At 68.4% G+C, this 21,171-nt stretch carries 18 protein-coding genes; 8 read left to right on the top strand and 10 right to left on the bottom strand.

Annotated features, from left to right (window positions below):
• Positions 1 to 1,085, top strand: a 1,085-nt coding sequence (locus tag VGS97_RS12475) for a DNA recombination protein RmuC (RefSeq protein WP_326853561.1), incomplete at its 5' end; no start/stop codon positions are given.
• 281 nt (positions 1,086 to 1,366) lie between these two features.
• Positions 1,367 to 1,756 (top strand): DUF6542 domain-containing protein, encoded by a 390-nt coding sequence (locus tag VGS97_RS12470; protein ID WP_326853560.1) that lies wholly within the window; start codon positions 1,367 to 1,369, stop codon positions 1,754 to 1,756.
• Between the two features lie 53 nt (positions 1,757 to 1,809).
• On the opposite strand, the gene VGS97_RS12465 is transcribed toward VGS97_RS12470, so the two are convergent.
• The gene (locus tag VGS97_RS12465) at positions 1,810 to 2,832 is read right to left on the bottom strand and encodes a 4-hydroxy-3-methylbut-2-enyl diphosphate reductase (RefSeq protein ID WP_326853559.1); all 1,023 of its coding nucleotides are present in this window, start codon (positions 2,830 to 2,832) and stop codon (positions 1,810 to 1,812) included.
• 194 nt (positions 2,833 to 3,026) lie between these two features.
• On the opposite strand from VGS97_RS12465, the gene xseA reads away from it, so the two are divergent.
• Positions 3,027 to 4,262: an exodeoxyribonuclease VII large subunit gene (gene xseA / locus VGS97_RS12460; RefSeq protein ID WP_326853557.1), complete on the top strand. Its 1,236-nt coding sequence runs from the start codon at positions 3,027 to 3,029 to the stop codon at positions 4,260 to 4,262.
• Here the strand turns inward: xseA and VGS97_RS12455 are convergent.
• On the bottom strand, positions 4,225 to 4,716 hold the full coding sequence (locus VGS97_RS12455; RefSeq protein ID WP_326853556.1) for a GNAT family N-acetyltransferase: 492 nt from the start codon (positions 4,714 to 4,716) through the stop codon (positions 4,225 to 4,227). The genes xseA and VGS97_RS12455 overlap by 38 nt on opposite strands.
• Positions 4,717 to 4,766: 50 nt before the next feature.
• On the opposite strand from VGS97_RS12455, the gene VGS97_RS29815 reads away from it, so the two are divergent.
• Complete coding sequence (locus tag VGS97_RS29815) at positions 4,767 to 5,093, top strand: exodeoxyribonuclease VII small subunit (protein WP_326853555.1); 327 nt, start codon at positions 4,767 to 4,769, stop codon at positions 5,091 to 5,093.
• Positions 5,094 to 5,150: 57 nt separating this feature from the next.
• Here the strand turns inward: VGS97_RS29815 and VGS97_RS12445 are convergent, their stop codons facing one another.
• The gene (locus tag VGS97_RS12445) at positions 5,151 to 5,714 is read right to left on the bottom strand and encodes a DUF4245 domain-containing protein (RefSeq protein WP_326853553.1); all 564 of its coding nucleotides are present in this window, start codon (positions 5,712 to 5,714) and stop codon (positions 5,151 to 5,153) included.
• Positions 5,715 to 5,976: 262 nt separating this feature from the next.
• On the opposite strand from VGS97_RS12445, the gene glpX reads away from it, so the two are divergent.
• Together glpX and VGS97_RS12435 are read left to right on the top strand one after the other, a co-directional pair.
• Entirely contained in the window at positions 5,977 to 6,993 is a 1,017-nt protein-coding gene (gene glpX, locus VGS97_RS12440; RefSeq protein WP_326853552.1) for a class II fructose-bisphosphatase, read from the top strand.
• 117 nt (positions 6,994 to 7,110) lie between these two features.
• The gene (locus VGS97_RS12435) at positions 7,111 to 9,129 is read left to right on the top strand and encodes an MFS transporter (protein WP_326853551.1); all 2,019 of its coding nucleotides are present in this window, start codon (positions 7,111 to 7,113) and stop codon (positions 9,127 to 9,129) included.
• 17 nt (positions 9,130 to 9,146) lie between these two features.
• Here VGS97_RS12435 and VGS97_RS12430 read toward each other — a convergent pair whose 3' ends face one another.
• Both VGS97_RS12430 and VGS97_RS12425 read right to left on the bottom strand, forming a co-directional pair.
• The gene (locus VGS97_RS12430) at positions 9,147 to 9,590 is read right to left on the bottom strand and encodes an acyl-CoA thioesterase (protein ID WP_326853550.1); all 444 of its coding nucleotides are present in this window, start codon (positions 9,588 to 9,590) and stop codon (positions 9,147 to 9,149) included.
• Between the two features lie 52 nt (positions 9,591 to 9,642).
• Positions 9,643 to 10,284, bottom strand: coding sequence for a DUF1707 SHOCT-like domain-containing protein (locus VGS97_RS12425; protein WP_326853549.1), 642 nt, complete (start codon positions 10,282 to 10,284; stop codon positions 9,643 to 9,645).
• A gap of 154 nt (positions 10,285 to 10,438) precedes the next feature.
• On the opposite strand from VGS97_RS12425, the gene VGS97_RS12420 reads away from it, so the two are divergent.
• The gene (locus tag VGS97_RS12420; RefSeq protein ID WP_326853548.1) at positions 10,439 to 12,112 is read left to right on the top strand and encodes a fumarate hydratase; all 1,674 of its coding nucleotides are present in this window, start codon (positions 10,439 to 10,441) and stop codon (positions 12,110 to 12,112) included.
• Between the two features lie 131 nt (positions 12,113 to 12,243).
• Here the strand turns inward: VGS97_RS12420 and VGS97_RS12415 are convergent, their stop codons facing one another.
• From VGS97_RS12415 to VGS97_RS12400, 4 genes are all read right to left on the bottom strand, one after another.
• On the bottom strand, positions 12,244 to 12,933 hold the full coding sequence (locus VGS97_RS12415; RefSeq protein ID WP_326853546.1) for a hypothetical protein: 690 nt from the start codon (positions 12,931 to 12,933) through the stop codon (positions 12,244 to 12,246).
• Positions 12,934 to 13,433: 500 nt separating this feature from the next.
• Complete coding sequence (locus VGS97_RS12410; RefSeq protein ID WP_326853545.1) at positions 13,434 to 14,771, bottom strand: PhoH family protein; 1,338 nt, start codon at positions 14,769 to 14,771, stop codon at positions 13,434 to 13,436.
• Positions 14,772 to 15,032: 261 nt separating this feature from the next.
• A complete protein-coding gene (locus tag VGS97_RS12405) occupies positions 15,033 to 15,794 on the bottom strand; it encodes an isoprenyl transferase (RefSeq protein WP_326853544.1) in 762 nt (253 codons plus the stop codon).
• Between the two features lie 371 nt (positions 15,795 to 16,165).
• Entirely contained in the window at positions 16,166 to 17,989 is a 1,824-nt protein-coding gene (locus VGS97_RS12400) for a phosphoenolpyruvate carboxykinase (GTP) (RefSeq protein ID WP_326853543.1), read from the bottom strand.
• Between the two features lie 245 nt (positions 17,990 to 18,234).
• Here VGS97_RS12400 and trhA point away from each other — a divergent pair, with 245 nt between their 5' ends.
• Entirely contained in the window at positions 18,235 to 18,957 is a 723-nt protein-coding gene (gene trhA, locus VGS97_RS12395) for a PAQR family membrane homeostasis protein TrhA (RefSeq protein ID WP_349262100.1), read from the top strand.
• Between the two features lie 100 nt (positions 18,958 to 19,057).
• Here trhA and VGS97_RS12390 read toward each other — a convergent pair whose 3' ends face one another.
• The gene (locus VGS97_RS12390) at positions 19,058 to 20,965 is read right to left on the bottom strand and encodes a thioredoxin domain-containing protein (protein ID WP_326853541.1); all 1,908 of its coding nucleotides are present in this window, start codon (positions 20,963 to 20,965) and stop codon (positions 19,058 to 19,060) included.
• Between the last annotated feature and the right edge of the window lie 206 nt (positions 20,966 to 21,171).

Below are 21,171 nucleotides of genomic sequence, written 5' to 3'. Positions count from 1 at the left end.
GGCCCTCGGCGGAGGCGCTCGACCGGTCGACCGACCGGCTGCTCGGGCTGGCCGACCAACAGTTCGCGCAGGTGGGGCGGCCGATCCAGGAGTCGCTGCGGCACTTGGACGACCGGCTGCGCGAGATCGAGCAGGGTCGGGCCTCGGCGCAGGCCGCGCTCGCCCAGCAGATCGAGGACGTGCGCACGACCGGTGAGGAGCTGCGCGGGCAGACCGCCGCGCTCGTCACGGCGCTGCGCGCGCCTCAGGTGCGCGGACGTTGGGGTGAGCTGCACCTGCGCCGCGCTGTGGAGCTGGCCGGGCTGGTCGGCCGCTGCGACTTCACCGAGCAGTTGGTGGTCGGCGCGGGCGCGGACAACGACGAAGGGGTCGCACGTCCGGACCTGGTCGTGCACCTGGCCGGGGGTCGGAACGTGGTCGTCGATGCCAAGGTGCCACTCGGCGCGTTCCTGGAGGCGGCAGAGGCTCGGGATGAGGAAACTCGCGCGGAGCGTCTGAGGGCACACGCACGGCAGCTCAAGGCACACGTCGACCAACTGGGCTCACGTGCGTACTGGAAACGACTGAACTCGGCCGGTGCCTCGACGCCTGAGTTCGTGGTCTTGTTCGTGCCCGGCGAGGCTTTCCTGTCCTACGCGCTTGAGGCCGATCCCAACCTGCTGGAGTACGCAGCGGAACGACGCGTGATGCTCGCCTCACCGACCACACTCATCACGTTGCTGCGTACCGTCGCCTACGCGTGGTCACAGGACACGCTCGCCTCGGAGGCACGCACGATCATCGACCTCGGCCGCGACCTGTACGAGCGGATCGGTGTGCTGGCCGGGCATCTCGATCGGGTGGGCGGGTCGCTCGGCGGGGCAGTCGCGGCCTACAACCGAGCGGTCGGCTCGCTCGACGCGCGCGTGCTCGTGGCGGCTCGACGCCTACACGACCTCGGCGTCGGCGACTCTCCCCCGGAGACTCCGCGGCATCTGGACACTGCTCCGCGCTCCCCTGCGGCGTTGGACTCGCTCCTGCCACAGCCGACCGCTCCAGGCAGCCTGGCGCCGCGTTCCGCGACCGACCGGATGACCCCGCAATAGTGACCGCATAATAGTGACGACTTAGTACTGTATGCAGAGATTTGTCATCCGGTCGAGCGACCGGAGGGCGTGGCGTCGGCGAGGGGCGCGTGGCGGCTCGTACGGTGACGCGCATGAGCCAGCACCGGGCTGCGGATCACCGGCCTCCCGAGAGCCCGCTGTGGCGCCCGGAACCGCCGACGGCACGCGGCTGGGAGCGGCAGCGAGTGGCGAAGCCACGTGCGGACGGTAGTAGTCCCGGCGGCCGCAATTTCAGTGGGCGCAATCCGGGCGGACACCGTGTGGAACGGACTGCCGGCGGGCCGCTGACGGCGTTCGGAGTGTCGATCGTGCTGACCGGGGCATGCCTGCTCGGCGCGGGTCTCGACCTGCTGCTGGTGAGCACGGCCGCGTGGGCGCTGACCGGACTGTTCCTCGCCGCGTGCGGGTACACCGCAGCGAAGGTACGACGATCCGACTGGTATTCGGCCGTGGTCGGGCCACCACTCGCCTTCGCCTGCGGCCTGATGCTCGTCGCCGCCTTCTCGCCGCACGATATGGGCTCCGGGCTGATGGGGGCCATGGCGACGATACTGGAACTGCTCGCGATCAAGGCGCGCGCGGTGTTCCTTGGCACAGCTGTGGCGTTAGCTGTCACGCTCGCACGTAGGCTGCCGTTCCGGCAGCGATAACGCGCCGGACAGTTGACAGTGCGTCATGTGGCGGCGCGTCACGTGACAGTGCGTTACTCGGCGTTGAGGTTGCGGCGCAGCTCGTGCGGGAGCGCGAAGAGCAGCTTCTCCTGAGCGGACCGGACGTCTTCGACATCCGTGTAGCCGCGCTCGGCCAGCAGTGCCAGCACGCCCTGGACCAGTTCCTCGGGAACCGAGGCGCCAGAGGTGAGGCCGACCGTGGTGACCGCGTCGAACCACGCCGGATCGACCTCCTCGGCGCGGTCCACCAGGAACGCCGACTTGGCTCCCGCCTCCAGGGCCACCTCGACCAGGCGCACCGAGTTGGAGGAGTTGGCCGAGCCGACCACGATGACCAGGTCGGACTGCGGGGCGATGCGCTTGACCGCGACCTGCCGGTTCTGCGTCGCGTAGCAGATGTCGTCAGAGGGCGGGTCGATCAGCAGCGGGAAGCGCTCGCGCAGCTTCGCCACCGTCTGCTCGGTCTCGTCCACCGACAGCGTGGTCTGCGACAGCCAGGCGACCCGCGAGGGGTCGCGCACCTGCACGTCGGCGACGCCTTCGGGGCCATCGACCAGCTTGATGTGCTCGGGAGCCTCGCCGGTGGTGCCGATGACCTCCTCGTGACCCTCGTGACCGATCAGCAGGATGTCGTAGCCCTCGTCGGCGAAGCGCAGCGCCTCCTTGTGCACCTTGGTGACCAGGGGGCAGGTCGCGTCGATCGTCTTGAGCCGCCGCTGCGAGGCCTGCTCGTGCACCTCGGGGGCCACGCCGTGCGCCGAGAAGATCACGATCGAGCCCTCGGGCACCTCCTCGTTCTCCTCGACGAAGACGGCGCCACGTTCCTCCAGCGTCTGCACGACGTGCTTGTTGTGCACGATCTGCTTACGCACGAACACCGGCGCGCCGTACTGGTCAAGGGCCCGTTCGACGGTGAGGACCGCGCGGTCCACGCCCGCGCAGTAGCCGCGCGGAGCGGCGAGCAGCACCCGCTTGCGCGGCGACGCTCCGGTGGTGAGGGCGTCGGAGGGGGCGGATACGTCGGCGGCCGTGGCGTGGCCTGAGGCGGTGACCATGTCTCCATGTTATTCGCGTACCCACGGGACGCCCCAGTGCGGGAGCGGCGATCTTTACATCTCCCGCACACTTTTCCGTGAACGGTCCGGCACCGACGGTGCGCGGTCGGGGCGCAGCGTTCGTATCGCGTTCGCGCCCCTTCGAAGTCGGCGTTTCCGATCTCGGTGTCGGGACGGACGGATACCGTTGGGCCATGGCGTTGCAGACCTCGTTCGAGCACCCGGTGCCAGTCGCCGCCCTCGCGGGCATGGTGGGCGACTGGATCGACCGGCTCGGCTCGATCTGGGTCGAGGGCCAGATCACGGAGATCAGTCGGCGGCCGGGCGCCGGAATGGTGTTTCTGACGCTGCGTGACCCGTCGCAGAACGTGTCGGTCGGCGTGACCTGCTACCGGAGCGTCTACGACAAGGTGGTGCCGGCGCCCTCGGAGGGCGCGCGGGTGGTGGTGTGGGCCAAGCCGAGCTTCTACCGGCCGCGCGGCCAGTTCTCGCTGCTCGCTCAGGAACTGCGGCCGGTCGGGATCGGGGAGCTGCTGGCCCGGTTGGAGGAGCTCAAGCGGCAGCTGGCCGCGCAGGGCCTGTTCGATCCGGCGCTCAAGAAGCCGCTGCCGTTCCTGCCACACCTGATCGGGCTGATCTGCGGGCGGGCCTCGGCGGCCGAGAAGGACGTGATCGAGAACGCGCAGCGGCGCTGGCCTGGCGTGCGCTTCGAGGTGCGTGAGACGGCGGTGCAGGGCGTCGGCGCGGTCGCCGGGGTGACCGCGGCGCTCGCCGAGCTCGACGCGCACCCCGAGGTGGATGTGATCGTGATCGCGCGGGGTGGCGGCTCGGTGGAGGACCTGCTGCCGTTCTCCGACGAACAGCTGATCCGCGCGGTCGCGGCGTGCGGTACTCCGGTGGTCTCGGCGATCGGGCACGAGCCGGACGCGCCGCTGCTCGACCTGGTCGCGGACCTGCGTGCCTCGACGCCTACGGACGCGGCCAAGCGGATCGTGCCGGACGTGCGCGAGGAACTGGACCGGGTGACGCAGTCCCGGGAGCGGCTGTGGCGCTCGATCACCCGGCTGCTGGACCGGGAGGCGCAGGCGCTGAACGGATTCCGTTCGCGGCCGGTGCTCGCGGCGCCGTACGCGATGGTGGACCTGCGCGCGCAGGAGATCGGGACGCTGCGGGATCGGGCGTATCGCTGCGCGGACCAGAAGGTGGCGCGGGACGGCGAGGTCCTGGAGCACACGCTGGCCCGGGTGCGCGCGCTCTCGCCGCTGGCGACGCTGGAGCGCGGTTACGCCATCGTGCAGCGCGACGACGGGGTGGTGGTCCGCAAGCCCGAGGAGGTCGAACCGGGCGACCCGCTGACGGTGCGCCTCGCGGGCGGCTCGCTGGACGCGACGGTCAATGCGCTGAGGTCGGCGACGTCAGCCACGCCGTGAGGGCGAGACCGCGCGGCTCGTGGAAGCCGAGCTCGCGGTAAAGCGCCTCCCCCTCGTCCGAGGCGTGCAGGTCCACGCGCGGGACGCCGCAGGCACGCAGCCAGTCGAGCGTCGCGACGACCACGGCACGCGCGTGGCCTCGGCGGCGGAAGCGCGGATCGGTCGCGACGCTGAGGATGTAACCGGTCAAGCCGCTGGGATTGGCCGGGCCGGGCAACCGCCGCTGGATCACGCCGACCGAGCCGGCGGCCAGCACACCCGGTTCGTCCGGGGCGTCGGTGACGAAGGCCTGGAGCGGACCGTCCGGGTCGGCCAGCGCGGCACGGAAGGCCTCGATGCAGGGCTGGCGCCACGAATGGTCCAGGATCGGCCCGAAGGTGGAGATCATCACCTCGCGCAGCCGGGTCAGCTCCTCAGCGTCCTGGACGACGGCCTGGCGCGCCGCGATCCCCATAGTCGGACTCCTTGCCCTCGCTGTCGCCCCGGCAACCTATCGTGGACGGCATGTCGAACGAAGCGAATTCCACGCCGCCCAAGGCTGCGCGACCGAAGGCCGCGCCACCGAACGCTGAGTCGTCGAACACTAAGTCGTCGAACGCTGAGCCATCGAACCCCGCGCAGCCTGGCGACGAGCTGAGCGGGCTCGGCTACGAGCAGGCGCGCGAGGAGTTGGTCGCGACGGTGCAGCGGCTCGAAGCGGGCGGGTTGTCGCTGGAGCAGTCGCTGGCGCTGTGGGAACGCGGTGAGGCGCTGGCAGCGCACTGCCAGTCGAAGCTCGACGGTGCCCGTGCACGTCTGGACGCAGCGGTCGCGGCGCGCACTGAGGAGTAAGTGCCGGAAAGTAAGTACCGGGTAGACAGCCAGATCGGTGAGTAGATCGGCGAGGCGTCAGTGCAGCGCCGTGGCGAGCTGTTCGAGCTCGGTCAGCGAGGCGCTGCCTGCCACGATCACCGTGGATTTCGAGTCGTTGTAGTACATGATCGTGCGCAGGCCGGCGGGCGTCGTTCCGGTGTACCGCTGCCAGACGCCGGGTGTGGCCCCGGTGATCTGAGCGGCCGTGTTCGGGCTGGCGTCGGAGTGCTGGTCGGTGAGGAACGCGGCGAGCGGCTCGGTGACCTGTTCCAGTGCGGCGTATCCGCCGCTCGGGGTGAGATATCCCACGTGCCAGTCCCCGGCGGTGGCGCCGGGCGGCTGGTAGTAGGCGGAGGTGAGCCGCCAGTCTGCCGGCAGGCCGCTCGGCGCGAGCACGGTGAACGGCTCGGCCTGGCGCGCGGCGCTCAGCGTGGTCTGGAACGAGGCCGCGTCGATGACGTGCACCGGATCGCCGGGCTTCGACGGCTCGATCGCGAGCACCACGGCGATGGGCACCGCGATCACCGCCAGGGAGAGCAGCATGTCCCGGACGGTGGTCTTCAACCGTGAGTTTGCCCGTGAGTTCACCACGTTCGCCATGTTCCCATCGTCCCCGATGCCCGCTCTTCGAAGTTAACCGGGGCTTGGCGGCGCAGGGTCGGCCGGCGCGCAGCGGCTGGCGAGCCTACAGCAGCCGCAAGAAGCCCCGGTTAACGTCGAAGAGCCCCGATCCGCCGCGGCGCCCGACGGCCCGGGCGGGGTTGTCCGCTTCGCTACGATCATTGAAATCGACGGCTTTGGCCGGCCGAACCCTCAACGGCCGCCGCCGTCATCTGATGTCCGTGCGGAAGGACACCAAATCATGAGCAATACGCCTGAGACGGGCGTTTCCCAGGCACAACTGCCGGATCGCAACCTGGCCCTCGAACTGGTCCGCGTCACCGAGGCGGCCGCGATGGCGGCCGGCCGCTGGGTGGGCCGCGGCGACAAGATCGGCGCGGACGGTGCGGCGGTCGGCGCCATGCGGCGGCTGATCAACACCGTGTCGATGGACGGTGTGGTGGTGATCGGCGAGGGCGAGAAGGACAACGCCCCGATGCTGTTCAACGGCGAACGGGTCGGTAACGGCGACGGGCCGGAGTGCGACGTGGCCGTGGACCCGATCGACGGCACGACGCTGAACGCCAAGGGCATGCCCAACGCGATCGCGGTGATCGCGCTGGCCGAGCGGGGCGCGATGTACGACCCGTCGGCCGTGTTCTACATGGAGAAGCTGGTGACCGGCCCCGACGCCGCGGGCGTCGTCGACATCGCCGCTCCGGTGAAGCAGAACATCAACGCGGTCGCACGGGCGAAGGGCAGCAAGCCCTCCGAGGTGACCGTGGTGATCCTGGACCGGCCGCGGCACGAGAACCTGGTACGCGAGGTGCGCGAGACCGGGGCGCGGATCAAGTTCATCACGGACGGCGACGTCGCCGGCGCGATCATGGCAGTGCGTCCGGACACTGGTGTCGACCTGCTGCTGGGTATCGGCGGCACGCCTGAGGGCATCATCGCGGCCTGCGCGATGAAGTGCCTCGGCGGGGTGATCCAGGGCCGACTGTGGCCACGTGACGAGGCCGAGCGGCGCAAGGCGCTCGAAGCCGGACACGACCTGGAGTGCGTACTCACCACCGACGATCTGGTCACCGGAGACAACGCGTTCGTCGCGATCACGGGTATCACGGATGGCGAACTGGTGCGCGGCGTGCGTTACCGCGCAGGAGGCGCGATCACGTCGTCGCTCGTGATGCGCTCGAAGAGCGGCACGGTGCGGCGGATCGAGTCGGAGCATCAGCTCGACAAGTTGCGCAAGTACAGCGTCATCGACTTCGGATAGGCGTCAGACGTCAGACAGGCTTCTGGTCCTTTTGTTTCATCCGTTCAGCGGTACCGGCGGGCAACAGCGGCGCCTGGGTGGTAACCCTGAATGAGCGAACGAGACCGGAGGCGTCTGATGTCGGGTCAAATCGAGGACACCGCCCCCAACATCGCGCCGATCGAGGAGGATGCCCGCCGGGTCCGGTTGGTCTTCGCCGGCGTGATGCTCGGCATGTTCCTGGCCGCGCTGGACCAGACGATCGTCTCGACCGCGCTGCCGACGATCGTCGGCGACCTGGGCGGGGCGAACCACCTGTCCTGGGTGGTCACCGCGTACCTGCTGGCCTCGACGGCGACCACGCCGCTGTGGGGGAAGCTCGGCGACCTGTTCGGGCGCAAGGCCCTGTTCCAGATCTGCATCGTGCTCTTCCTGGCCGGCTCGGCGCTGTGCGGCGTGTCGCGCAACATGCCGCAGCTGATCGGGTTCCGGGCGTTCCAGGGCATCGGCGGCGGCGGGCTGATGGTGCTGGCCATGGCCGTCATCGCGGACGTCGTGCCGCCGCGCGACCGCGGCCGGTACCAGGGCGTGATCGGCGCGGTCTTCGGCGTCTCGTCGGTGCTCGGCCCGCTGCTCGGCGGGTTCCTGGTGGACAACCTGTCGTGGCGGTGGGTGTTCTACGTCAATTTGCCGGTCGGCGCGGTCGCGCTGTTCGTCATCGCGGTCGCGCTGACCTCGCGGTCGCCGCAGGCGCGTCCGCGGATCGACTACGCGGGCACCGCGCTGCTGGCCGCCGCCTCGACCTGCCTGGTGCTGATCACCAGCCTCGGCGGCACGACCTGGGCGTGGAACTCTCCGGAGGTGTGGGGCTGCGGGATCGGCGCCGTGGTGCTGCTGCTCGTGTTCGTCCTGGTCGAGCAGCGGGCACCCGAGCCGATCCTGCCGCTGCGGCTGTTCCGCAATCCGGTGTTCTCGATGAGCTCGGCGATCGGGTTCGTGGTGGGCCTGTGCATGTTCGGCGCGCTTTCCTTCATCCCGCTGTTCATGCAGGTCGTGAACGGCAACTCGCCGACCGAGTCGGGGCTGCGGCTGCTGCCGATGATGGCCGGCGTGCTGGTCGGCTCGATCGGCACCGGACAGCTGATCAGCAGGCTCGGCCGGTACAAGATCTATCCGATCTTCGGCACGCTCTTCATGGCGTTCGGCCTCGCTCTGCTCTCCCGCGTCGACGAGCACACTTCCGGCGCGCTCATGGGCGCGGACATGGCGGTGTTCGGCTTCGGCCTCGGACTGACCATGCAGGTGCTGATCATCGCGGTGCAGAACACGGTGGGCTACGCCGACCTGGGGACGGCGACCTCCGGGGCGACGTATTTTCGCTCCATCGGCGGCTCGTTCGGCGCCTCCATCTTCGGCACGATCCTGAACAACCGGCTGCACTCGAACATCGGCGACGCGCTCGCGAACGGCAGGCTCTCGCCGCAGTTCCCGGTGAACCGAATCGTCGAGGCGCCGACCGCGGTGCACCAGCTGCCGGCGCCGCTGGCCGCACCATTCCTCCATATTTATGCGATTTCAGTACAGAAAGTCTTCCTTATCGCAGTGCCGATCACACTCGTCGCCTTCGTGCTGACGCTGTTCCTGCGCGAGGTCCCGCTGCGTGACGCGACGCGCGTCCCGGAGCCCGGCGAAGCCTCGGGCCTGCCGACGTTCCGCAGTTCGCTGGACGAGATCGAGAACGCGCTGACCCGGCTGACCAGCCGGCAGAACTTGTGGGACCGCTACGACACGGTCATCGCCCGCGCCGGGGTGGACATCACCGTGCCCCAGGCGTACGGACTGTTCCGGCTCCATCACGCCGGACCGATCACCGACGAGGTCGCGGCGAGGCGTCTGGGTCTGCCGCTCACCCAGATCCGCGCGAAGATCGACGACATCATCGGCACCGGCCACGCACAGCGCGACGGGGACGGCACCGTGACGTTGACGCCGAGTGGCGTCCAGATCATCGACCAGCTGTGCAGTGCGCGGACCGACATCCTTCAGGAGCAGCTGGCAGGCTGGTCACCGGAGCAGCACGCGGATCTGCTGGCCATGCTGCGGCAACTCGCGGACAACACTCTCGACGCGCCCAACCGCACAGTCATGTCGCGCTAAAGCACTGTGATGCTGCATTAGACGCTCACCAGTGCCCGCAGACCGTCGGACCACGGCGTCGGACGCAGGTCTCCGCGCGTGACCTTGACTATCGTCCGGCTGCCACGAGCGTGCTCGATTTCCGTACCGTCCTCTGCATCAGACAGACAGCGGAAGGTGTACGTCGCGCTCGTGTTGCCCAACCGCCCGAACCCGACCTCGACGATCAGTTCGCCGCCTTCGTGGGTGAACGGGCGCAGGAACTCGATTTCGTAGTGCTTGACGACGACGTGATCGTCTGACGGGTCAAGCCCCGACAACGAATGGAACCAGGCGGTCATCGCGCGCTCGACGTGGATCGCGTACCGCGCGTTGTGCAGCACGCCGACCATGTCGAGTTCGTCGAACCACACGGTGGAACGCAGGACGTACAACGGCTTCTTGCCGGGCTCGGGCTTCTTGCCGGTCGGGTCAGTGTTCATCGTGCCCCGTTTCATCATGCCCGTTCACCGCGCTCTGTTCATCGTGCTCTGTTCATCGCGCTTTGAGCCATTTCCGCTTCGGACGCTTGGACTCGACGTTTCCGAACAGCGCCACCCCGCGCACGCGCACGACCGGCGTCTCGGGGCCGAAGACGGTCCCCGGTGAGGCAGAGAGCTTTCGCGAGCCGAAAATCGAGCTGCCCTCGTCGTACAGGATGACTCCGTCCGGCACTCGGAGGATCACCTCGCCGAACACGGCGTTCGCGATGATGACGATTTCGCGCTGTTCGAGCACGGCCTCGGTCAGGTCCAGTTCCACCGACCCGAACAGCGCCCGGGCATTGAGCCCCGAGCGCACCAGCCACCGGCCTGTGCGCTTCGCCTCCCCGAACACGGCCACCACCTGCTCGCCGCTGCCGTACCGCAGCGCGGCGTCCTCGGGATGCGATGTGACCTGGCCGCCCGACGCAGTCGGCGGCGCGAATTCCACCGGCAGGTCCTCGACCAGCACGCGCAGTTCGCCCATCGTCTTGGCGGCGTAGGCGGCCTCAAGCCGTTCGCTGTGTTCCTCGGTGCTCAGGCGCCCCTCGGCAAAGGCCCGCCCGAGCAGTTCGGCGACGTGCTCACGGTCGGCGTCGGAGGCGCGCAGACCGGGATCGCGGTCCTCGGGCTGGCGCATCGCGGGGGAAGTCACGCCGCTACGCTACCGCCGCCCACGGCCGTGGTCAGTCCGGGTCGGGCGCCGGCGGACGGCAGGCATAGGCTTTCGATCGTCTGCGTTTTCGCGACAGTCGTCTTTCGGCAGTGGTTCCAACAGTGGTTCCAGATTGGCTTCAGGAGGCTCGTTCGTGCCCGAGTTCGCTTATTCAGACCTGCTCCCCCTCGGACCGGACGAGACCGAGTACCGGCTGCTCACCACCGAGGGTGTGAGCACCGTTTCGGCGGCCGGGCGGACGTTCCTCCAGGTCGAGCCGTCCGCGCTGCAACTGTTGACCGCGACCGCGATGCACGACATCGCGCACTACCTGCGGCCGGCACACCTGACGCAGCTCGCGTCGATCATGAAGGACACCGAGGCCTCGCCGAACGACCGGTTCGTCGCGCTCGACCTGCTGAAGAACGCGAACATCGCGGCCGGCGGCGTGCTGCCGATGTGCCAGGACACCGGGACCGCGATCGTGATGGGCAAGCGCGGGCAGAACGTGCTGACCGACGGGGACGACGAGACGCACATCGCGCACGGCGTCTATGACGCCTATACGAAGCTGAACCTGCGGTACTCGCAGATGGCCCCGCTGACGATGTGGGACGAAAAGAACACCGGGTCGAACCTGCCGGCGCAGATCGAGCTTTACGCGGCCCCCGGCTCCGCCTACAAGTTCCTCTTCATGGCGAAGGGCGGCGGCTCGGCGAACAAGTCGTACCTGTACCAGGAGACGAAGGCGGTCCTGAACCCTGCGTCGATGCTGCGTTTCCTTGAGGAGAAGATCCGCTCGCTCGGCACCGCGGCCTGCCCGCCGTACCACCTGGCAATCGTCGTCGGCGGTACCTCGGCGGAATACGCGCTCAAGACGGCCAAGTACGCCTCGGCCAAGTACCTCGACAGCCTGCCGACCGAGGGCTCAATGCTCGCGCACGGCTTCCGCGACCTCGACCTGGAGGCCGAGGTGCTGGAGCTGACCCGGCGGATCGGCATCGGCGCGCAGTTCGGCGGCAAGTACTTCTGCCACGACGTGCGGGTCATCCGGCTGCCGCGGCACGGCGCCTCGTGCCCGGTCGCCATCGCAGTGTCGTGCTCGGCGGACCGGCAGGCGCTGGCGAAGATCACGGCGGAGGGCGTCTTCCTGGAACAGCTGGAGACCGATCCGGCGCATTACCTGCCCGAGACGACCGATGAGGCCCTACTCATTAGCGGCTCCACCGCGGGCGACGACGGCGTAGTGCGTGTCGATTTGAACCGGCCGATGAGCGAGGTACGCACGGAGCTGTCGAAGTACCCGGTCAAGACGCGCCTGTCACTGTCCGGGACGCTCGTCGTGGCGCGCGACATCGCGCACGCGAAGCTCAAGGAGTTGTTGGACGACGGCAAGCCGTTGCCGCAGTACATCAAGGACCATCCGGTCTACTACGCCGGTCCCGCGAAGACCCCCGAGGGCTACGCCTCCGGTTCCTTCGGCCCGACGACCGCCGGACGGATGGATTCGTATGTTGATCAGTTCCAGGCCGCCGGAGGCTCGTTCGTCATGCTGGCGAAGGGCAACCGCAGCAAGCAGGTCACCGAGGCGTGCAAGGAGCACGGCGGCTTCTACCTCGGCTCGATCGGCGGGCCGGCGGCGCGGCTGGCGCAGGACTGCATCAAGCGGGTTGAAGTGCTCGACTACGCCGAACTGGGCATGGAAGCGGTCTGGCGGATCGAGGTCGAGGACTTCCCGGCGTTCATCGTGGTGGACGACAAGGGCAACGACTTCTTCACCAACCCGGGTGACAACGCCCCGCTGCTGAACATCGGGAAGCGGCCGTAGGCAGTGCTTGTTAGTGACCGTTTGCTGGTGACCGGCATACGGCGGCTGCCCGAGGCGCGACATACGCAGCGCCCCGGGCAGTCGTCAAGCACTTCAGGCGTTCTCAAGCACGTTCAAGCACGTTCTTCGGCTCAGTACCAGTTGTGGCCTTCCCAGAAGGACTGTGCGGCGCACGGAGAGCCGTAGCGCTCGTCCATGTAGCCGAGCGTCCACCTGATCTGAGTCACCGGGTTGGTCTGCCAGTCGGAACCCGCCGAGGCCATCTTCGAGCCGGGCAGCGCCTGGCCGAGGCCGTACGCGCCGCTCGACGGGTTGGTCGCGGTGACACTCCAGCCGGACTCACGGCTGACGATCCAGTCGAAGCAGCCGAACTCGCCGGACGGGACGATCTGCTGCGCGATCTGATACGCGCTCAGGCCGGCGTAGGGGTCTGACCCGGTGGTGACGGCCGGCGCGGGAGCCTGGGCAGCCGTCGTGGTCGCGGGCACCGGAGCGGGAGCGGCCGAGTATTGCGGTGCCGCGGGCTTCCTCGGCTCGGGCGCCGGCGGCTTCGCCACCGCTGGCGGCTTTTCGTTGATGAACTTCGCCGACGGCCGTGCGGGGGCGTCGTCGAAGGCGATCTCGTGCGCCGCGACGTGCACGGCGGCGTTGGAGACCGTCTTCTGCGCAACGGGGATGGTGGCCGCGTGTGCGGTGGCCGCAGTGGCGCTGAGAGCGCCGACGACGGCGCCGGTGACGGCCGTGCAGGAAGCTGCGGTTACTGCGATTTTGTGCTTGTGCACCGCTATGGATGCGGGCACTGACAGGCGGAGCCTGGGCACGTGAGACCTTCCGTCTGCCGCAGGGCACGACGAAGCAGCCGTCACCGACCCCGGAGAAACGGCGGCACGGATCACGGACGCTTCGAGCGCGCACTGAGCGGCGGCTCGCCCCATCTGACTCTGCTTGCCCGCGGCCAGAGTGGCCGGCGTACGCACTGTGCGGGTACACGCTTCGGGTGGCGCGCCCGGGGTCCGTCGTTCTCGTTCGGAAGCCCGTCGCGTGGGGCCTGACGAAACGACCCTGCCCGATTGTTGGGCCAAACCTCAAATTATTCAGATGTGGGTTAAATCACAGCAAAAGCACGCTCCGTGGAGGGCCATTCACGCCTCGTAGAGCCCCAGCAGGTCAGCAGAATGATCGAGAACGACGAGAACGGCCCCGGGAAACGCCTCCCGGGGCCGTCATTTTGTGGTCTGGGTCACACTGTGGACCGCACATCACATCACACAGCGTGGCCTGGCTCACCCCCGCCGTTCGCGCGTTCGAAGAGCCCGTCCGCTCAGACGGCGAGATCCTCCAGCATCTCGGTCACGAGCGCGGCGATCGGCGAGCGCTCGGAGCGGGTGAGGGTGACGTGCGCGAACAACGGGTGCCCCTTGAGCTTCTCCACCACGGCCACCACGCCGTCGTACCGGCCGACCCGCAGGTTGTCACGCTGCGCCACGTCATGGGTCAGCACGACCCGGGAGCCCGAGCCGATCCGGGAGAGCACGGTGAGCAGCACGTTGCGCTCCAGGGACTGCGCCTCGTCCACGATCACGAAGGAGTCGTGCAGCGAACGTCCGCGGATGTGGGTGAGCGGCAGGACCTCCAGCATGCCGCGGTCCACCACCTCGTCGATCACATCGGCGGTGGTCAGCGCGGACAGGGTGTCGAAGACCGCCTGGCCCCACGGGCTCATCTTCTCGCCCTCGGTGCCCGGCAGGTAGCCGAGATCCTGGCCGCCGACCGCGTAGAGCGGACGGAAGACGACCACCTTCCGGTGCTGCCTGCGCTCCATGACCGCCTCAAGCCCCGCGCACAGCGCCAGGGCCGACTTTCCGGTGCCCGCGCGCCCGCCGAGCGAGATGATGCCGACCTCCGGGTCGAGCAGCAGGTCGAGCGCGATCCGCTGCTCGGCGGAGCGGCCATGCAGTCCGAAGGCCTCGCGGTCGCCGCGCACCAGCCGCACCTGCTTGTCCGCGGTCACCCGCCCCAGCGCCTTGCCTCGCTCGGAGACCAGCACCAGGCCGGTGTGCACCGGCAGCCCGGCAGCCTCGGGCAGCTCGATCCGGCTCTCCTCGTAGAGCCGGTCCACCATCGAACCGGCTATCTCAAGCTCCGCCATGCCGGTGTAGCCGGACGTGATCGCCAGTTCCGCGCGGTACTCCTCGGCCGGCAGGCCGACCGCCGCCGCCTTGACGCGCAGCGGCAGGTCCTTGGATACCAGCGTGACCTGCCTGCCCTCGGCTTCGAGGGACTTCGCCACCGCGAGGATGCGGGTGTCGTTGTCGGGCGAGGCGACGGCGGGCCGGAACCCGGGCGGCAGGACCGACGGATCGGTGTGGTTGAGCTCGACACGCAACGTGCCGTCGGCGGGTCCGATCGGGATGGGCGCGTCGAGGCGCCCGTACTTGACGCGCAGCTCGTCGAGCATCTGTAGCGCTGACCGCGCGAAGTATCCGAGTTCGGGGTGGTGGCGCTTGCCTTCGAGTTCGCTGACGACCACCAGCGGGATGACGACCTCGTGCTCGTCGAAGCGGGTGATCGCGGCCGGATCCGCGAGGAGGACGCTGGTGTCCAGCACGAAAGTGCGCCGTTCGGGACGGGCGGAACGGCGCTTGGGTGTAACGGCCACTTAGCACGACTCCCTGTGGGCGTGCCGCGCCCGGCGCGCCCTTGATGAGGGTGGGATTTGCACCGGTCACAACGTTAAGGAGGGCGGGCGGCTCCAGGCGGGGAGTTTTTGGCTGATCACCGGCCCGCGCACGGGGTGCGACAGGCGCTCAACCGCCGGACCGGTGTCACACGTCATACCAGGGCATTACCCCATCCGGTCTACACGAAAACGGCGTCGCGACACCGCTGGAAGCGCCGCTGGAGCGGCGTCAGAGCCCCGTCACGCACCATAACGACGTTGACGCAGGCTGTAATTACGCAGGGCGCGCAGAAAATCGATCTTGCGGAACGCCGGCCAGAGCGCCTCGCAGAAGTAGAACTCCGAGTGCGCCGACTGCCACATCAGGAAGCCGGACAGGCGCTGCTCGCCGGAGGTGCGGATGACCAGGTCCGGATCGGGCAGCCCGCGAGTGTAAAGGTGATCGGCGATGTGTTCGACGTCTATCACCTGCGCCAAGTCCTCGATCGTCGTGCCGCGCTCGGCGTGCTCGTACAGCAGGGAGCGCACCGCGTCGGCGATCTCACGTCGTCCGCCGTAACCGATCGCCGCGTTGACCACCAGTCCGGGGTTGTCCGCAGTGCGCGCGCCGATTTCCTTCAGCGTCCGCGCGAAATCACCGGGCAGCAGATCAAGCGCGCCGAGCGGCTGCACGCGCCAACGCCCGGTGTCCGCGAGCCGGCGCACCGAGCCTTCGATGATCTGAATCAGATCAACCAGCTCATCCGCGGGCCGGTTGAAGTTGTCGGTGGAGAACAGCCAGAGGGTCACCACCTGGACCCCGGCCTCCTCGCACCATTCGAGCAGGTGCTGGATCTTGTCGGCACCACGCTGGTGACCGGTGGCGATCTGCTCGCCGACCGACTTGGCCCACCGGCGGTTGCCGTCCATGATCACACCGACGTGCCGCGGAACACGTGACCGGTCCAGCTTCGCGACCAGCCGCTTCTCGTACGCGCCGTAGACGAGGTCTCGCACACTCATCTCCGACGCCTCTCCCTCGGCCGCGGTTTCCCGGCTGCGCGGCCCCATGGCTCCACGGGGCCGTTTCTCCTGCGGCACCTTATCTCCAACAACAGCCGCCTCGGCTCGGGAACGAGCGAGGCGGCTGTGAGGATCTGGTGAAGATCCGCTCAGATCACGGATGAGAGGGTGCGCGGGGTGGATTGCCGACGGTGCAGCGCATGCGGCTGGCGCCGTGTGGGCTCATGGGTCGAGGGCTGAGCGTGGCGGGGCGGAGGAGGGAGCCGTAGCGCCACGCGGCGCCGACACATCAGTGACACCGCGCGATGACCGACGACGCGACGGCCATCGGCACGCGAGCTCGGCAATCCACCCCGCGCACCCTCTGGCGACTAGCCGAGCCGGGCGGTCAGTGCGCGGTGCTCTTCCCACAGTTCGCCGGGCAGGTGGTCGCCGAAGCGCTCGAAGTGGGCCGGGATCAGCCCGGCTTCGCGCCGCCAGGCCTCGTGATCCACCGTCAGCAGCTGCTCAAGGTCCTTGTCGTCGATGCTCAGGCCGCCGAGGTCCAGCTCGTCCTGCGCCGGCACGACGCCGATCGGCGTCGGCACACCGGCCGCGCGGCCGTCGAGCCGGTCGACGATCCACTTGAGCACGCGGCTGTTCTCGCCGAACCCGGGCCACAGGAAATGGCCGTCGGCCGCCCTGCGGAACCAGTTGACGTAGTAGATGCGCGGCAGCTTCTCCGGATCGGCCTGCGCGCCCACGCGCAGCCAGTGCGCGAAGTAATCGCCCATGTTGTAGCCGCAGAACGGCAACATGGCGAACGGGTCGTAACGCAGTTCGCCGACAGTGCCCTCGGCCGCGGCGGTCTTCTCCGAGGCGACGTTCGCGCCGAGGAACACGCCGTGCTGCCAGGACCGCGATTCGGTGACCAGCGGGACCGCGGTGGCACGGCGTCCGCCGAACAGGATCGCCGAGATCGGCACGCCGCTCGGGTCCTCCCACTCGGGGGCGATCGTCGGGCACTGCGCCGCCGGGACGCAGAACCGCGAGTTGGGATGCGCCGCGGGCTCGGTCGACGCGGGAGTCCAGTCGCGGCCCTTCCAGTCGGTCAGGTGCGCCGGAGGTTCGTCGGTCAGGCCCTCCCACCAGACGTCGCCGTCGTCCGTGAGTGCGACATTGGTGAAGATGGTGTTATCGGTCAGCGTCGCGATGGCGTTGGCGTTCGTGGACATACCTGTTCCGGGAGCGACGCCGAAGAAGCCCGCCTCCGGGTTGATCGCGTAAAGGCGTCCGTCGGCGCCGAAACGCATCCATGCAATGTCGTCACCGACCGTCTCGACCTTCCAACCGGGGATCGTCGGCATCAGCATCGCGAGATTCGTCTTGCCGCACGCCGACGGGAATCCAGCCGCGATGTACCTGACCTCGCCACTCGGCGGCGTCAGCTTCAGAATGAGCATGTGCTCGGCCAACCAGCCCTCGTCGCGGGCCATCACCGAGGCGATGCGCAGCGCGTAGCACTTCTTGCCGAGCAGCGCGTTACCGCCGTATCCGGATCCGTACGACCAGATCTCACGGGTCTCCGGGAAGTGCGTGATGTACTTCGTCGTGTTGCAAGGCCACGGCACGTCCGTCTGCCCGGCAGCGAGCGGCGCCCCGACGGAATGCACCGCCCTGACGAAGTCACCATCCTCGCCGAGTTCCTCAAGCACGGCAGCGCCCATACGCGTCATCACTCGCATGGAGAGCACCACGTACGCCGAGTCGGTGATCTCAACGCCGAGCGCGGCGAGAGGTGAGCCGATCGGACCCATCGAGAACGGCACGACGTACATCGTGCGTCCGCGCATCGAGCCGGCGAACAGGCCGTCCAAGGTCATCCGCATCTCGGCGGGTGCGACCCAGTTGTTCGTCGGGCCGGCGTCCTCCTCACGCTCTGAGCAGATGAACGTCCGGTTCTCGACCCTCGCCACATCGGACGGGTCGGATACTGCGTAGAAGGAGTTGGGCCGCTTGGCGGGGTTAAGCCGTCGCAGGGTGCCTGTCCCGACGAGTTCGCCGGTCAGCCTGGTCCACTCGGCGTCGGAGCCGTCGCACCAGACGATCCGTTCGGGTCGGGTCAGTTCGGCGATCTCGCCCACCCAGGCGAGCAGTTCCGGATGGCGGGTCGGGGGTTTTTCGGACAGCGCCGTATACGAAAAGGCGAGTGACATCGTGCGCACTCCTAGGGACGCCGGGAGTCCGCACCTCCCGGGCGTAATGAGGGTTGTTTTGGACTATAGCCACGAGTGTCCGCATCGTGGACCCGCCTAAGTTACCTGCCAGTAACTTACGTCGGCGTAGGTTACTCTGGAGCGGTCAGCGGCCACACCGGCGCGGTGTGGCGCTATGTCCGTAAAGACGTCGATTTCGCCAGGCGGCCGAGCCGCCGGGACAGGGGTACGGTGTGACCAATCTCATGACCCAAGGGGGTGGCGCGCTCGATCCGCCACCCGGTTCTGTGAGGCAAGTCTCGCCCACGCAGGCTGTGGCGTCCGCCACAGCGGCGGTCAAGCCGAAGCTGCGCGGCTGGTTCCACGCCGGGGCCTTCCCGCTCGCGCTGGCCGCCGGGATCGTGCTGATCACGCTGGCGCCGACCGCCGGAACCACTGCGGCCTGCGCGGTGTTCGCGGGAAGTTCGTGGCTCCTCTTCGGCGTCAGCGCCGTCTACCACCGCGGCACCTGGGGCCCGAAATGGCGCGGCGTGCTGCGCCGGCTGGACCACACCAACATCTTCCTGATCACCGCCGGGACGTACACGCCGCTGTCCATCGTCCTGCTCTCGCGCGTGTCGGCCGAAATACTGCTGACCCTCGTCTGGGCGGGCGCGCTGATCGGCATCGGCATGCGCGTCTTCTGGCTGAGCGCGCCGCGATGGGTATACGTCCCCTGCTATCTAGCGCTCGGCTGGGCCGCGGTCTTCTACCTGCCGGACTTCCAGCGTCACGGCGGCTGGAGCGTCGTCACGCTGATCATCGCCGGTGGGCTGCTCTACTCCGCAGGCGCCGTGGTCTACGGGCTGAAGAAGCCGAACCCGTCCCCCCAATGGTTCGGCTTCCACGAGATCTTCCACATCATGACCATCGCAGCCTTCGTCTGCCACTACGTGGCGATCTCAATCCCCGTCTACAATCACGCCTGACCTGGCACACCATTGGCACACCATTGGCACACCATTGGCACACCGCTGACACGCCGCCGAACCGGCGCAGATCCCCCACGCTCCGCTCCGCACGTTCCGCCTACGCGCAGAACGGGCCCGGACACACAAACGCCGCGGGCACATCCGAAAGCAGCGCCTCAGCGACCGCGAGCCCATACCCCGCAAACCGCGGCGCACGGTCGGCCAACTGTGAAGCAGCACCCAGCGCCCGGTGCGCGTCATCCAAATGGTCCAGCGACCCAGCCGTGACCGCATACGCGACAAAAGCGGCCGCCGCCGCCGAGGCCCCCGACGGCGTGGCGTTGTCGGTCGGATCGCTGGGCCGGAAGTACAGCGAGTCGGCGTCCGCAGCGGTGTCGTGGAACCCCGCGTCGGAGACGAACTGCTCCCGAACCGTCTCAAGCAAGCCCGCCGCCAAGTCCAACCACTGCTTGTCGCCGGTCGCCGAGTACAGCACGCAGAATCCCTCCGCGACGCAGCCGTAGTCCTCAAGCACGCCGGGATTCGCCGAGGCCACGCCGTCACGTGACGTACGCACGAGCCGCGCGTCGCGCACATGCACGTCCGCCAGCAGCCGCGCCGCGTCGACCGCCACGTCCAGCAGGCGAGGCATCTCAAAGGCCAGCGACGCCTCGACCAGCGCGGTGATGGCGAGCCCGTTCCACGCCGCGACCACCTTGCCGTCCCGGCGCGGCTGCGGCCGCTCCTCCCGGGCAGCCGCCAAAGTGATGCGGGCCCGGTGATAGCGCGCCGCCTCGTCCGGCGCAGGATCGCCGAGCATTTCGAGCACTGACGCGCCGTCCTCGAACGTGCCCTGCGAAGTCACGTGAAAGAAGTCCGCAGCCCATTCCCCATCCGAATCGCCGAGCACCGAGCGCAGTTGCGAAGGCGTCCAGACGTATGTCAGACCCTCGACACCATTGGTATCCGCATCAAGCGCCGACGCAAACCCGCCCTCGCTGGTCCGCAGCGCCCCGATCAGGAACTTAACGGTCTGAAGCGCCACCCGCGCAAAGAACGCAGACTCCTTCCCAGTCTCGCCCTCAGCTCCAGCCCCAACCCCCGCCCCACCATCAGACTCCGCGCCATCTACAGTAGCCTTATACAATAATGTATACACGCGAAGCAGCAAAGCATTGTCATATAGCATCTTCTCGAAGTGCGGCACGGTCCACGTCCCATCCACCGCGTACCGCGCGAACCCGCCGCCAAGCTGGTCGAAGATCCCGCCGCGCGCCATCGCGAAGCAGGTACGCCGCACCATGTCAAGGGCCTGCGGCGACCCCGTGCGAGCGTGGTGTCGCAACAGTTGCAGCAGCGTCATCGAGGGTGGGAACTTCGGCGCTCCCCCGAACCCGCCGTGCACGGAGTCGAACTCATGCACCAGCCTCGCCACCGACGCCGCAAGCGCCGTCGAGTCCGGCGCACCGCCAGCGTCCGCATCCGAACCAGCGCTAGTGCCGCCACCAGCACCGCTGCCCACCGGCGCCGCCGTCCGCGCAAGCCGCTCCGCGACGTCGTCCCCCACCCGCTCGATCTCGGACCGCTGCTCTCGCCAAGCCGTTCCCACCGCATCAAGCAGCGTCCGGAACGACGGCATCCCGCCCCGCGACTGCGCAGGGTAGTAGGTGCCGCAATAGAAGGGCTTCCCCGCCGGAGTGGCGAAAACGGTCATCGGCCACCCGCCGTGCCCGGTCATCGCCTGCGTCGCCGTCATGTACACGGCGTCAACGTCCGGCCGCTCTTCGCGGTCCACCTTCACGCACACGAACCCGGCGTTCATCAACGCCGCGGTCTCCGCGTCCTCAAAGGACTCATGCGCCATAACATGGCACCAGTGGCACGCCGCGTATCCGATCGAGATCAGCAGCGGCACGTCCCGCCGCCGCGCCTCGGCGAACGCATCCTCACCCCACTGCCACCAATCCACCGGATTGTCCGCGTGCTGAAGCAGATACGGCGAGGTCGCGCTACCGAGCCGGTTCATGGACCCAGCGTCTCACACCCTGTGGCCTGCCCGTCCGCCGACGCCCATCCCGGTCCCGCAGTGCCGCAAAGACTCGTGGGCCATAACGTGACCGCCCGCTCCGCACGCTCGCCGTCCGGGCGGGCCACACCCGGCACGTGCACGGCAGATCCTGGAATAAATCTCTGGCAGATCTTGGATTGATACAGCGCGAGGACGTTGCGCTG

Origin of the sequence: Actinocrinis sp. (genome assembly GCF_035946395.1) — a bacterium.
In the GTDB taxonomy this organism is placed as follows: domain Bacteria; phylum Actinomycetota; class Actinomycetes; order Streptomycetales; family Catenulisporaceae; genus Actinocrinis.
This window is presented reverse-complemented; position numbering and strand designations above follow the sequence as displayed.

Coding starts and splice junctions, on each gene's coding strand:
- VGS97_RS12435 (WP_326853551.1), top strand. CDS start 7,111: ATGTCGGGTCAAATCGAGGACACCGCCCCCAACATCGCGCCGATCGAG.
- glpX (WP_326853552.1), top strand. CDS start 5,977: ATGAGCAATACGCCTGAGACGGGCGTTTCCCAGGCACAACTGCCGGAT.
- VGS97_RS12430 (WP_326853550.1), bottom strand. CDS start 9,590: ATGAACACTGACCCGACCGGCAAGAAGCCCGAGCCCGGCAAGAAGCCG.
- VGS97_RS12445 (WP_326853553.1), bottom strand. CDS start 5,714: ATGGCGAACGTGGTGAACTCACGGGCAAACTCACGGTTGAAGACCACC.
- xseA (WP_326853557.1), top strand. CDS start 3,027: ATGGCGTTGCAGACCTCGTTCGAGCACCCGGTGCCAGTCGCCGCCCTC.
- VGS97_RS12405 (WP_326853544.1), bottom strand. CDS start 15,794: ATGAGTGTGCGAGACCTCGTCTACGGCGCGTACGAGAAGCGGCTGGTC.
- VGS97_RS12465 (WP_326853559.1), bottom strand. CDS start 2,832: ATGGTCACCGCCTCAGGCCACGCCACGGCCGCCGACGTATCCGCCCCC.
- VGS97_RS12455 (WP_326853556.1), bottom strand. CDS start 4,716: ATGGGGATCGCGGCGCGCCAGGCCGTCGTCCAGGACGCTGAGGAGCTG.
- VGS97_RS12400 (WP_326853543.1), bottom strand. CDS start 17,989: ATGTCACTCGCCTTTTCGTATACGGCGCTGTCCGAAAAACCCCCGACC.
- VGS97_RS12390 (WP_326853541.1), bottom strand. CDS start 20,965: ATGAACCGGCTCGGTAGCGCGACCTCGCCGTATCTGCTTCAGCACGCG.
- VGS97_RS29815 (WP_326853555.1), top strand. CDS start 4,767: ATGTCGAACGAAGCGAATTCCACGCCGCCCAAGGCTGCGCGACCGAAG.
- trhA (WP_349262100.1), top strand. CDS start 18,235: ATGACCCAAGGGGGTGGCGCGCTCGATCCGCCACCCGGTTCTGTGAGG.